This is a genomic window from Chloroflexota bacterium (assembly GCA_020850535.1).
GTDB lineage: Bacteria > Chloroflexota > UBA6077 > UBA6077 > JACCZL01 > JADZEM01.
The window spans coordinates 12,526-25,595 of the sequence record JADZEM010000135.1 but is presented as its reverse complement, the minus strand read 5'-3'; the positions used below and the strand labels follow the sequence as shown (position 1 = coordinate 25,595).

8 protein-coding genes are annotated in these 13,070 nt (G+C 71.8%); 3 read left to right on the top strand and 5 right to left on the bottom strand.

Annotated features, from left to right (window positions below):
* Nucleotides 1-181: 181 nt before the first annotated feature.
* Nucleotides 182-892, top strand: coding sequence for a hypothetical protein (locus IT306_19715; GenBank protein ID MCC7370657.1), 711 nt, complete (start codon nucleotides 182-184; stop codon nucleotides 890-892).
* A 130-nt stretch (nucleotides 893-1,022) separates the two neighbouring features.
* Here IT306_19715 and IT306_19710 read toward each other — a convergent pair whose 3' ends face one another.
* The 4 genes from IT306_19710 to IT306_19695 all read right to left on the bottom strand — a co-directional run bounded on the left by IT306_19710 (nucleotide 1,023) and on the right by IT306_19695 (nucleotide 8,388).
* Nucleotides 1,023-2,960, bottom strand: coding sequence for a hypothetical protein (locus tag IT306_19710; protein MCC7370656.1), 1,938 nt, complete (start codon nucleotides 2,958-2,960; stop codon nucleotides 1,023-1,025).
* A gap of 169 nt (nucleotides 2,961-3,129) precedes the next feature.
* On the bottom strand, nucleotides 3,130-4,650 hold the full coding sequence (locus IT306_19705) for a hypothetical protein (GenBank protein MCC7370655.1): 1,521 nt from the start codon (nucleotides 4,648-4,650) through the stop codon (nucleotides 3,130-3,132).
* Nucleotides 4,647-5,873, bottom strand: a complete 1,227-nt coding sequence (locus IT306_19700; GenBank protein ID MCC7370654.1) for a hypothetical protein — start codon at nucleotides 5,871-5,873, stop codon at nucleotides 4,647-4,649. Before IT306_19700 ends, IT306_19705 begins: the two co-directional genes overlap by 4 nt.
* Nucleotide 5,874: 1 nt before the next feature.
* Nucleotides 5,875-8,388 carry a hypothetical protein gene (locus IT306_19695; GenBank protein ID MCC7370653.1) on the bottom strand — a complete coding sequence of 838 codons (2,514 nt, stop codon included), beginning with the start codon at nucleotides 8,386-8,388 and terminating at the stop codon, nucleotides 5,875-5,877.
* Between the two features lie 205 nt (nucleotides 8,389-8,593).
* Between IT306_19695 and IT306_19690 the strand changes: the two genes are divergently transcribed.
* A complete protein-coding gene (locus IT306_19690) occupies nucleotides 8,594-8,863 on the top strand; it encodes a hypothetical protein (GenBank protein MCC7370652.1) in 270 nt (89 codons plus the stop codon).
* 129 nt (nucleotides 8,864-8,992) lie between these two features.
* A complete protein-coding gene (locus IT306_19685; protein MCC7370651.1) occupies nucleotides 8,993-9,505 on the top strand; it encodes a dual specificity protein phosphatase family protein in 513 nt (170 codons plus the stop codon).
* Here IT306_19685 and IT306_19680 read toward each other — a convergent pair.
* On the bottom strand, nucleotides 9,457-12,918 hold the full coding sequence (locus IT306_19680; GenBank protein ID MCC7370650.1) for a response regulator: 3,462 nt from the start codon (nucleotides 12,916-12,918) through the stop codon (nucleotides 9,457-9,459). The two genes, IT306_19685 and IT306_19680, sit on opposite strands and share 49 nt — an antisense overlap.
* Between the last annotated feature and the right edge of the window lie 152 nt (nucleotides 12,919-13,070).

The window sequence follows — 13,070 nt, the reverse complement described above, 5'->3', positions numbered from 1 at the left end:
CAGCCCGCTGAACGGCTGCGTGGCGACGGAGGCCGATCCAGCCTCCTGGCCGCCGCCATCGCGCAGCATGCCCGTGGACCCGACGTACTCGTCACACGTCGGGTCCACATCTGTGTGCCCCGTATTTGTGACCTCCGTGTCGGCCGCGGAGTAGGCTACAGTCATGCTGCGAGGGAGATGCATGAACACGTTCCGCATCCTGATTGTCGGGCTGGTGGTGGTGGCGCTGATCGGCTTGCCGTCGATGGTGGCCCCGAGTGGCACCACCTGGGACAGCTCGACGGCGCAGGCCGCGCCGGCTGAGGACCGCCACCCTGAGCGGCGCAACGCCAACCGCAACGACAACAACGGCAACGGCAACGACAACGACCGCGATGACAACGAGAGCGACGAGCACGATGGTGGCGACGGCGGCGATGGTGGCGGCCGGCATCGTCCGACGCAGGGCATGCCCGAGCCGTCCGCGCCAGCCGGCCAGTCCGGCGGCTGCTTCGCGGCCGGCCAGGGCGGGTCGCTGTCGCTCGTGCTGCCGGGTGGCACGGTTCGCCTGGCCGTCGTTCCGACCTCGACGTTCGGCCGCGACAGCCGCGTCACGCTGTCGAAGGTCGATCCCGCCGCCGTGCCGGCCACGTCGGGCCAGCGGCTGGACGATATCGTTTTCGAGCTGCGGGCGCAGGACGGCTGCAACGGCGGCGGCATCGGGGAGCTGCCGGCCGACGCCAATCTCGGGCTGGCCTACGCCGGCGGCGTGACGCCGGGCCTGACCTTTGCCATCCTCGACGGTGACCGGTGGACGCCGGTCCCGACGGTCGCCGATCCAGGCGCGTCCAACGCGTACATCTCGGCCACGGTCCGCAAGGCTGGCACCTACGCGGTGTACCGCGCGCCGTAACCTCACGTTGCCGGAACCCATGCTAACGTGGGAATCGGGAAGACCTCACCCCCCAACCGCCGCGCGGCAGCTGGGGGGTGAGGTCTTCTGTGCCCGCCGGCGACTGTCAGTATCGCTTCAGTTCAGGCAGCTACCGAGTCGGAGGCAGGCCCTCGCGCTGTTGCCGTCGTACGCTGACGGGCGCGGTGAACAACTGGCGGAGGGCTGCCAACGATCCGTCCACCGGCGCGCCGGACTCGTCGGTCAGGCCGAAGACGCGGTCGAGATCCTCGGGGCCGCGCGTGGCCCAGGTGTAGACGACGCCGCCAAGCACCCGCTCGGGATGGGCGCGAATCGTGGCCCAGTACCAGCCGAGCATCTGCGGTCGGTCGGACTCGCCAGCCCCGCCCGGGGAGAACTCCGACACCAGCAGCGGCGCGTCCAGACCGCGCGTCGGCCAGCGTTCGATGACGTCGGCGATGCGCCGGGTGTAGACGTTCGCACCGTAGACGAACCAGGGACGCGCGGCCGGCTGGGCCTGAAGCTGGGCCAGGAAGCGCTCCAGGTAGAGGTCTTCGGCGTCACGGTAGACCACCGGGTGGCTCGGGTCGAGCTGATGCACCAGGTCGATCAGCTCGACGTAAAACCGTGCGAAGTCGTCGGCGCGCTGCTCGCGGGCCGGGTCGTGCTGGCCCTGCACGGCGGTCGGGAAGATCAGCCGGTGCAGGTTCTCGTTGCCGGGGCCCCACATCAGGACGGCCGGATGGTCGCGGTAGCGCAGTATCCAGGCCGTCACCTCCGCGCGAAAACGCGCACGGGTGGCCGCGTCAGCGTAGTCGTAATCCTGGTTCAGCTCGAACGGCATGATGACCTTGAGGCCCTGCCGGTGGGCCTCGTCCAGGGTGACCTCGTCGAACTGATCCTGGAACCACCCTTCGACGGTATTGATGCCGGTCTCGCGCATCAGGGCGAAGTCGCGGCGGTACAGGGCCCGCCGCTCCTCGGTGGGCAGGGCGGCGTACCAGGGGTTGTAGCCCATCCCCTTCACGATCCAGGGGCGGCCGTTGACCCGCAGCGTGTAGGCGTAGCTGCCGCCGTCCAGGGTGACGCGGCTACCGGAGACGGATGCGGACGGAGCTTCGGAGGGGGGCGTCGCGTTGGAGGGGGCCGTCGCGTCGGAGGGGGGCGTCGCGTCGGAGGGGGCCGTCGCGTCGGAGGGGGGCGTCGCCGGCGCAGCGGGCGGATCGGCGGACTCCTCGAGCAGCATCGGCGCAACGGCGACCTCGCCCTCGGCGAAGGTGCGGAGCGGCGACAGGCTCAGCACGAGCGCCAGTCCGACCAGCAGGGCGGGCCGCGCAGCGGGGCGGAGGGTGAGGGGTTTCTTCCGGGACGCGCGCCGGAGCCGCGTGAGCGTCATCAGCACCCACGCCAGCAGCAGGCAGACGCCGATGGCCAGCAGCGCGTTGGCGAGACCGAGGACGGCCGGCGGCACATCGTGGAGCGCCGTCGTCAGCAGGATGCGCTGCCCGTGTGCGTCGACGGGGGTGAGCGCGGCCAGCGCAAACGGCAGGCCCGTCGCTTCGAGGTCGCGGATACTGAGGTCCGTCTCGTGGGCGAGATCGAGCAGCAGCCAGATCTGCCCGAGCCGTCCGGCCACGGCCAGCCACGGACGCCGGGCAGGCCCGACGGCCAGCCCGGCCAGCGCCACCAGGACGCTCGTCGCGAGGATCGCCGCCAGCAGGCGCGCCAGCACGGTGATGCCAGGATCGACCAGCGCGCTGGCGACGGCCCCATCTGCCACGAGCGTCGGATCGCCGAACAACGGGGGCAGCAGGGCATGGAGCCACTGGCCCGGCAGGCCGGCGACGGCCAGGCCGCGCGGATCGATCCCGCCCAGCACCGCCAGCCCGGCGCCGCCGTAGACGGGATCGACCGGGAGCCAGGGGAGCAGCAGACGGTCGGCGGCGTGGGCGGCGGCGCTCAGCCCACCCGCGACCAGCAGCAGGCTGGCCTGCCGCAGACAGGCCAGCAGCGGCGCGGCAACCAGGAACAGCCCGACGCCAGCCGCGAGCGGACGGGCGTCACGCACGGGCGGTTCCATCGCGACCAGCGGAGCTCGGGCGAGCGGCGCGGCCAGGTGAAGAAGCGTGAAACACGGGTGAGCCTCCAGCCAGACGCGTCGAATGTGAAGGTGACATCGTCAGTCTTTACATGGGTGGGCGCACGCGGCCCTGGCCTGACGGGCACGGCCGCGGCGGCTACTCTTCTTCGTCGGGGGGCGGGCCGGCCGTCAGCGTCATGACGGCGCGGGCGGGGACGGTGATGCTCGTCTGGCCGTCCTGCACGGCGATGCGCCCCAGGTGCTCGACGTGGCGATCGCGGTCGGTGACGTAGACCTCAAATGCTCGTGGGGCCGCCCCCGTCAGCGACAGGGTCAGCCCGGTCGGGCCGCCACGGTTGATCAGGGCGACGGTGAGATCGCGCGGGCGGCGCTCGCCGCCGCCGATGGCCAGGGCGGCCAGTCGTTCGGGACCGTCCATCTGGGTGGGGAGGATCGTGGAGCCGGCCTGGACATACGGCAGGATCTGCTGGAAGCCGTAGTAGCGGGTGCGCGGCGCGAACGCCTCGTCTGGCCCCTGGAGGATGCCCCAGCGCGTGACGGCGGCGTGCCCGGCCTGGTAGTAGTCCACGGCGTCCCAGTAGATCGCCGCGTCCGCGCCGGCGTTCATCAGCGAGGCGTAGACCTGGAGGCTGTCCAGCATGTGGCCCAGCTCGTTGGTCGCCTCCTGGCCGCGATCCATCGCCCCGAACCGGAAGCTGGTGTACTCCGTGACGTAGACCGGTAGGCCCGAGCCGGCCGCCCGCACGTCGCCGATCAGCTCCGGCAGCTCGTGGGTCGTGAAATACTCGTGGGTGGCGATGGCGCTGAACCAGCGCAGGGCGTCCGGATTGGCGGCCAACGCCTGCACGTACGGGCGAGCGTTGGCCGCCGAGGCCGTGTCCGGGCCGTAGAGCGTCACGCCAAACGGGGCGACCTTCGGGCCGAGCAGCCGCGCGACCTCGACGTACAGCTCCGGCGAGAGGAACGTGCCATCGCCGCCGTCCGGCTCGTTGGCGACGGTCACCGACCAGATCTGGACGTTCTGGCGAACGGCCAGGTACTCAACCACGGCGGCGACGTACTCCGCGTACGCTTCAGCATGCTCGGGCAGGAGCGCGCCACGCCGCGTGCCGTCGTCGTTGAGCTGGCCGGGGCCGCCCCAGACGCCCAGCATCAGCCGGACGCCGTCGCCGTTCAGCCGGCGGAGCATCGTCCAGCTCGGCGCGTACTTCGGATCGTCCATCAGGCGCTGATAGTGCTCGCGCCCCAGCTCGGCGAGCGGAGCGTCCTCCTGAACGAACGGCAGTTGGCCGGAGTCAACGCGGGCCACCTCCGGCTGAAACGGCGTCAGCAGCTGCCGGTCGAGGACGCGGCGGAAGTCAGGGCAGCTCCAGAGGGTGTGCTCCAGGTTGAAGCCGTGCCCCTGGGTGATGCGCCCCTGGCCCGTGTCGATACGCAGGGCGGCGGTCCGCATCGCGTCGCGCGGCGAGGCGACCCGAACGGGCGGCATCGGAGGATCGGCATGATGCAGCTCCTCGACCGGGCCGGGCGCGCAGCCAAACACGATCTCGGCGTTGGCAGGCTCGGCCTCCGGGAAGAACTGCGCCAGCGCCCGGTCGGCGGTGAGCACCGAGAGCAGCAGCAGCGTGACCAGCACCGAGAGCCGTCGCGCACTCATGAGGCCGCCCCCTCTGCGGCCGCCACCGTGGGCGCACGAGCAGCCCGTTCGCGCGCATCGTCGTGGTACAGGGTTGCCACCGCCTCCAGCGCGTCGTCCACCGGCTGGCCGGCCCCGTCCACCAGTCCAAACTGCCGGTCGACCGCCTCCGGCCCGTCGGTGGACCAGACGTAGACGGCCCCGCCCAGCACGTACTCCGGGTGGGCGCGGATGGCGGCCCACTGCTCGCGGAAGCCGGCCGACCGCTCGCCACGTGAGGCGTTGAGCGGCGCGAACTCCGAGATCAGCAGGCTGGTGGGGATGCCGCGCGCGGGCCACGCCTCGACGATGTCGGCCAGGCGCGGGGTGTAGGCGTTGACACCGTAGACCAGCCACGAGCGGTCGGCCGGCCGCTTGGCCAGCGCGCGCGCCAGCCACGGCGCGTAGGCATCTTCGGCCTCGCGGTACAAGACGGGATGGGCCGGATCGAGATCGTGGATCAGGTCGGCCGCCTCGAGCAGCAGCCGCGACCACGCCTCGGCCCAGGCTGCCTGTTCGACGGTCGGCGGGCTGGCGCACCAGGAGGGCGGCACCGTCCGTTGGAGCACCTCGTTGCCGACGGCCCACAGGCGGAGGGCCGGGTGCAGGTGGTACTGCTCGACCCAGGCACGGATCGTGTCGAGGAAGCCGCGCCGTACGGCCGGGCTGCTGAGGTCGGCGGTGAAGTCCACGTCGAACGGCAGCGCCACGCCAAGCCCCACCTGCCAGGCTACGTCCAGCGCCAGCCCGTCGAGGACGGCCGGATCCCAGCCGATCAGCGTGTTCACGCCAGCGGCAGCCATCAGCGCGAGATCCCGATCCAGCCGCTGGCGACGGACGTCAGGCGAGAGGCCGTCCAGCACCGGGCTGTAGCCCATCCCACGGATGGTCTCCGGCTGGCCGCCGACGGCGTAGCGATACTGGCCGCCCGACGCCTGGATGGTGGTGACGAGCGCCCCAGATGGCGCCTGCCAGCCGGTCCGACCGTCTGGCGGGGCGAACGGGGCCGGCTCGTGAGGCGGGGAGTCACAGGCCGCCGGGCCGGCGGCCAGCACGATGCCTCCTGCGCGGCGACCGTTGGAGACGTGGCCGCCGAGCGCCGTCGCCAGCCCGAGGGTGGTCCCGGCGAGCAGCGCCAGGAGCCGGCGGCGCGAGGCCTGCCCGCAAGCGCCGGCTGGCCCGCGAGCGCTGCGCGTCTGCTCCACCTCAGCGTGGTCCGTGGTAGATGTACTGGACGCCGAGCGTTCCATCGCTGTACTCCTGGACCGCGAAGGTCAACTGCCGACTCGGCGTGGCCCGCGGCTGCCACGTCACCCACCATTCGCCGCGCACGCCGTTCTCTTCGGCCCAGGCCACCCGCCGCTGGTCGCGGACGCGTTGCACCGTCAGTTCGGCATCCTGGGGTGCGGTCCGGGCAACATTCCCCACGTCGCCCATGATCGAGGTATCTGCCGTGGCCGGCAGCAGGTCGGTGCCGCGGCCCTCCTGGATCGCGCCGATGGCGTAGCGGGCGAAGTGCCAGACGCGGGCGTCTCCGACCTGGGCGGGCGTGATCCGGGCCGGCTGCGCCTGCCGGGCAGCCCCGCGATAGACGGCGCTGATCGCGGCGAACGCGCCGTCGACCGGCTTGCCCGCGCCGTCCACCAGCCCGAACACACGGTCAACCTCCTCCGGGCCATCCGTGGTCCAGGCGTAGACGGAGCCGCCGAGCACCCAGCCGTTCGCGCCGCGCACCATCTTCCACATCTCGCGCAGCCCCTGCGGGCGGTCGGCCGGGCTCATCCCGCCCGGCGCAAACTCCGAGACGAGGAGCGGCGTATCCCAGCCCTGATGCGGCCAGGAGGTCAGAATCTCGGCGAGACGCGGCGTGTACGCGTTGATGCCGTAGATCAACCAGGGGCGGCGCCCGGTGGTGTGCCCCGACGCCGACGGCGGGGCGTCGCCGGGCAGCGTGTCGGGCCGGGGCTGGCTGCTTTGCAGCGCATCGCGGAGCCACGTCAAGTAGGCGTCTTCGGCATCGCGGTGTACGACCGGGTGGTCGGGATCGACGGCGTGGACCGCGTCGATCAGCTCGACGTAAAACCGTGCGAACTCGCGGGCGCGCTGCTCCCAGGCCGGGTTGGAGCGCATCGGCATCCACGAGGGATAGACTAGCTTGTGCAACACCTCGTTGCCGATGGCCCACATTCGCACGGCCGGGTGATGCCGCTGCTGCTGCACCCAGGCGACGACCTCGCGGGTGATCCGCTCGCGCACGGCCGGGTCGCCATAGGCGGCCTCCGGGTCCAGCTCGAACGGTGGCGCGACACCAAGCCCGTGGCGCTGGGCAGCGTCCAGCAGGGCGACGTCGAACTCGTCCTGCTCCCAGCCGAAGACCGTGTTGACGCCAGCTTTCCGCAACTCCGCGAAATCGCGGTCCAGACGCCGAGTCCGCTCCTCCGGCGCGAGTCGCCGATACTGGACGTTGTAGCCAATCCCCCGAATGACCTGGGGGATGCCGTTGACGGTGTACTGATAGCGGTAGCCGCTGCCGCTCACGGCGACCACCGAAGGCGACGACTGCTCGCCAGCCGGCTGCGCCGGCACACCGAGCGACGGGCCGGCCGGCGGTGCCGGGCCGCCGTTTGGCGCCAGCACAGCCGGTTCGGCCGACGCACCTGATCCGGTGCTGGCAGGTTCCGGGGTCAGCGCGTTCGGGGAAAGCTCGTCTACGGCGGCAGCGGCAAGGAAGTGTGTACGGGCATCCGCGAGATCGCCCAGCGGCGACACGGCAATCGCCAACGCCAGCGCGGCAAGCACCAGCACCTTGCCCACCCGCACCGGGTGCAGGTCAGCCAGACGCCCGGGCATGGTACGTCGACGCTCGCGCTGCCAGCCAGATCGGAGACGACCGTTCCGCGGCAGCATTGCGGGCCGAGCGGCCGGCCGGCCAAGACGACGCAGGAGTGCTGTCGCCAGCAGGGCGGCCAGGACCGGCAGACAGGCGATCGCCGTGATCCCGAGGCCCAGCACGACGTCGCGGACCGGGTCGGAGAGCCCTTCGAGGGTCTCCGCCAGGCGCGGGCCGGCCTGGACGTCGCCGGAGAGCAGCATCGCGATGGCGAACGGGACGCCGGCCGCCTCGACCTCGGCAAGGTCGGGCGGTGCATCGACGAGATTGTTCACGACGACATGGGCGTGCACGATGACCCCTGCGACGAGCAGCCAGCGCCGGCCGGGCCGGGCCGTCCGAATGGCCAGTACCCCCAGTCCGATCAGGGCGGCGTCGGCGAGCGCGCTGCACAGCCAGCGGCTGACGACCGTCGATCCGGGCGCGACGACGGCGCTGGCCCAGGCGCCGGCCGCCAGCAGCGCGGGAGGCTGAAAGACGGCCGGCCAGCGCTCGTGGATCGCCGGCCCGAGCGGAGCCGCCAGCGCCAGCCCGCGCGGCTCGATGCCGCCAAGGGTCAGGAGCGCCGCGCTGGTGTAGATCGGGTCGAGCGGCAGCGCGCGGAGCAGCCCGCTGGTGGCCGCGTACCAGGCGAGATCGCCCATGAGATGGGCAACAGCCAGGACGATCAGCTCATGGACGAGCGCCAGCGGCGGGGCGAGCAGGCCGTAGCAGGCGACGCCGCCGACGAGGACGCGCACAAACGTCGGGAGGGCGAGCCAGCGGGTGCGGGGCCACGACCAGCAGCGAGCGGCGGGCGAGGAGCGCAGTGCGCGGGAAGCGCTGAGCATGCAGGCTCCGGGGCGGCCAGCAGCACGGGGCAACCGCCAACTGTGAAGATCCGCGCAAGCATCTTCGCAGAATCATGAAGATAGGGGCAAGTATCTTAAAGATCAACGCCGAAAGCGGCCTCGGCCGGCCCACTGCCACCTTCACCTGCCCCTTCCTGCCACAATAGGCTCACGTCGGGTTCCGTGGGCGGAGAAGGTGGTGAGGATGCAGGTCGGCGACACGCTCCAGGTCGAGGTCTACGCCCACGGCGGCTGGTGGAAAGACAGCGCCGGCCGCACCGGCCAGGTGGCCGAAGACTCGGCCCGGAAAGGCCCGCTGGCGACCGTCGCGGTGGTGGCCAACCGGCTGGGGATGGACGGTTGGGAATTGACTGAGGTCGTCAGCCAGCCGCACAGCATCTACCGGCTGGCGTTCAAGCTGGCCTACCTGATGGAAGACGAGGACGAGGCCGCCGGCGGCGACTCCACGGCCTGAGCGGCCGACCGGCTGAGCGGCCCGCCGGCAGCACCATGCTGCTGTGCTGTCGTGGCCGGCGCACGGCTCCGCATCTCCGTCCGCGATGGCGTCCACTGGCGTGCTAACCTGTGGGCCATGTGGCAACGCATGCGGAGGCTGCTGCGGGCGGCTGGCGTGCTGGCGGACGCGGGTGCGTGGGTCCTGGATGGTCGGGTGCTGGCGTGCGCCTATCCCCGACGCGAGGCGGCGCTCGCGGCGCTTGCCGGCCAGGGCATCACGCTGCTGGTCAACCTCCACCAGCGCGCCCACCGGCCGGAGCGGCTCGCCCAGCATGCCATGACAGAGCTGCACCTGCCGGTTCGCGACTTCACCGCGCCGAGCGCCGAGCAGATCGAGCAGGCTGTGGCGGCGCTCGGGCAGGCCCAGGCCGAGAGGCGGCGCGTCGCCGTGCACTGCGGCGGCGGCCTCGGGCGGACCGGCACGGTGCTGGCCTGCTACCTCGTGGCGCAGGGGCGGACGGCTGAGGCGGCCATCGCGGAGATCCGGCGCGTGCGGCCGGGGTCTGTCGAGACGGCCGGGCAGGTGGCAGCGGTCCAGGCCTACGCAGCGGCTCAGTCAGGCGCGCTCGGCGGCTCGGCCAGCCCGTCCCCGTCGGCCTGACCGTCGGCGTGCAGCGGCAGCCACAGTGCGAACGTCGTGCCCTGGCCTTCGCCAGCGCTCTCAGCCCAGAGCCGGCCGCCGTGCTGCTGCGCGATCTGCCGGCAGATGTAGAGGCCCAGCCCGAGGCCAGGGATGTTCGCGGTCTGCGCGTTCGGGGCCCGTCCAAACGGCTCGAAGATGTGCTCGGCAGCGCCCGGCGGCAGCCCGATGCCACGATCCTCGACCAGCAGCAGCACGCCGTCGCCCTCGGATGTGAGCGTCACGCGGATCTCACCCCGGTCCGGCGAGTACTTGGCGGCGTTGTCGAGCAGGTTGGTCGCGATCTGCTCGACCCGGTCAGGATCGAGGAAGGCCCGCGGGAGGCCTTCCGTGACCTGCAGGCGGACCACCTGAGCCGGATCCAGTGGCTGCCGCGCCACCGACTCCCGCACCAGGGCCGCCAGGTCGATGCGCCGCCGGCGCAGGGGCAGCTCACCGCGCTGCAGCCGTGACACGTCGAGCAGGTCTTCGGTGAGCGTCGCAAGCCGCCCCGCCCCGGACTCGATAGAGGAGAGATACCGTTCGAGACGCTCGGCATCCAGGCGGCCGGTGCGCTGGCTGCGACGGGCCAGCTGGGCCGTCCCTTTGAGGCCCGCCACCGGGTTCCGCAGCTCGTGGGAGGCGATGGAGAGAAACTCGTCGCGGATCCGCACCGCCTCTTCGGCAACCTGCCGCGCCTCGACCTGCGCCGTCACGTCGTAGGCATGCACGAACACGCTCTCCACCGCGCCATCGACCGTCCGCACGGGCGCGTACACGAGGTTGAAGTAGATCGTCTTCAGCGCCCCGCCCTCGCCCACCGCGAGCTGGGCCGGCAGCTCGCTCGCCACGTACGGCTCGCCCGTCTGGTACACCCGGTCCAGCAGCTCGATGATCCCCTGACCCTCCAGCTCCGGCAGGGCATCACGGATGGACTTTCCCATGACGTCGCGGTCGCCAACGAGCTCGACGTAGCGGGCGTTCGCCAGGGTGTAGACGTGGTCCGGGCCGTCCAGCAGGCACATGGCGGCTGGCGCCTGCTCCAGCAGCCGCTCAAGCTGAGAGCGGGCGGCGCGCTCCTGGCGCACGGACTCGGTGCGCAGCAAGGAGAGCTGAACCTGCGTTTCGACCCGCGCCAGCAGCTCGCGCGCCGAAAACGGCTTGGTCAGGTAGTCGTCCGCGCCGCCTTGCAGGCCCTCGATGCGGGCCTCCTCGCCGGCCCGCGCCGAGAGCAGCAGGATCGGGATCTCGCGGGTAGCCGGGTCAGCCCGGAGCGCCGCTACCAGCTCGAAGCCGTCCATGCGGGGCATCATCACGTCGGACAGCACGAGGCCCGGCCGCCGGGCGCGCGCGGCATGCAGGGCCGCCTCGCCATCCGCCACCGCCTCGACCTGGTAGAACCCCTGGAGCAGCCGCGTCACGTACTCCCGCATGTCGCGGTTGTCGTCGGCCAGCAGCACGCGGATGCGCGGGCCGACCCGCTGGCCTGGCAGCGGCGCGCGGAGCGGTGGCGCGCGGAGCGCCGGCGCATCCGACGCCAGCACGTCGAGCCAGCCCCGCTCGTCGTCCACTGAGGGCGCATCCGGCAGCCAGTGCATCGCCTCCTCGATGAACGGCGCTGCGCCCGTGGCTGTCGAGTCGACCGTGCGGGCCACGCCGATCCGGTCGGCCGGCAGGTGCTCCTTCCCGAGCGGCAGGGTGACGGTGAACGTCGTCCCACGGTCCAGCACGCTCTCGACGCTGATGGTCCCACCATGCAACTGCACCAGCTCTCGCACGAGCGCCAGCCCGATGCCGCTGCCTTCGTGGGTCCGGCCCCGCGCACCGTGGACCCGGTGAAACCGCTCGAACACCCTCGGCAGCTCGTCGGCGGCGATACCGGTGCCGGTGTCCGCAACCTGTAGCTCGACGTGGTCGCCCCGCACCCGCAGCGAGACCGCGATGCTGCCCGCGAAGGTGAACTTGAAGGCGTTCGAGATCAGGTTGAGGACGATCTTCTCCCACATCTCGCGGTCCACGTAGGCGGTGACCCCGGCCGGCAGTGGCGGGCAGTCCACCACCAGGGTGAGGCTGGCACGCTCCACGGCGGACCGGAAGTTGGAGGCCAGATCGGCGGAGAAGGCCGGCAGATTCGTTGCCTCATACGATGCCTGCACGCGCCCGGCCTCGATGCGCGAGAAATCGAGCAGGGTGTTGACCAGCCGCAGCAGGCGGCGGGCGTTGCGCCGAGCGACTTCGAGCCGTTCCCGCTGCGCTGGCGGGAGCGGCTGGAGATCGTCGGCCAGGGCGTCCTCGGTCGGGCCGAGCAGGAGGGTGAGCGGCGTGCGGAACTCGTGGGAGACGTTCGAGAAGAAGACGGTCTTGGCACGGTCCAGCTCCGCCAGGGCTTCGGCGCGGCGGCGCTCGTCCTCGTAGGCCTGGGCAGTCGCCATGCTGGCGGCGATCTGCCCCACCACCAGATCGAGGAAGCCTCGGTAGGTGTCGTCGTACTGACGGTACGGGTTGAGCCCGGCGACCAGGACGCCGGCCACGCCAGCCCGCCCGGAAGAGGTCACGGGCAAGGCAACCGCCTGGCAGGGCGGGCGGTCCCAGGCGCCTGTCGGGAGGATGCCGGCCCACCCATCGAGATCGATCAGGTGGGCCGGCTCGCCGGTCCTGGCAACCTCGCCGAGGGGCCAGCGGACGCCGCCTGCAGCCAGGGACGTGCCATCCGCCGCGGGCGGCGTGCTGGCGGTCAGTGGCAGCGCGTGCGGCGCGGCCGGGTGTCCAGGCTCGATGCCGGCCGCCCCGGCCAGCACGGCGCGCTCGCCGTCGCGGTCGACGAGGTAGAGCAGGGCGAACGGCAAGTCGTGCGGGTTGGCCGCGAGGCCGCGCGCGCTGAGGGTGCAGGCCGCGTCGATGGTGCGGGCGTCGGCAGTGGCGGCGGCCAGCTCGCGCAGCAGGCTCAACTGACGCTGCCCGATGATCCGCTGGGTATCCTCGTTGTTGGCGCAGAAGATGCCGCCGACGCCGCCCTCGTCGTTGGGGACCGGGCTGTAGGAGAACGTGTAGTACGTCTCCTCCTGGTAGCCGTTCCGCTCCATGATCAGCAGGAGCGACTCGTCGAAGGTGCCTTCGAGGCCGCCCAGCGCGGCAACCGCGCGCGGCTCGATCTGCGGCCAGATCTCGCGCCAGACCTCGCTGGCCGGACGGCCCAGGGCGCCCGGGTGCTTGCCACCCAGGACGGTGCGGTAGGCATCGTTGTAGATGTTGGTCAGCTCGTCGCCCCACCACACGAACATCGGCTGGCGCGAGGTCAGCAGGATGCGGGTCGCGGTCTTGAGCGCCTGCGGCCAGCGCTCGACCGGCCCGAGCGGTGTGGCGGCCCAATCAAACGCCCGCATGCGCGCGCCCATCTCCCCGCCGCCGGCCAGGACGCTGTGGGCGACTGGCGGTGCATCGTCGCTGACCTCAGGCTGTATGGTGCGCCCCACTCCCACTCCCACTCCTTCTCCCTTTCCCTCTCCCGTGCCTCATCGTGAGGCGCACGATTCTGCCGTCAGGGTGC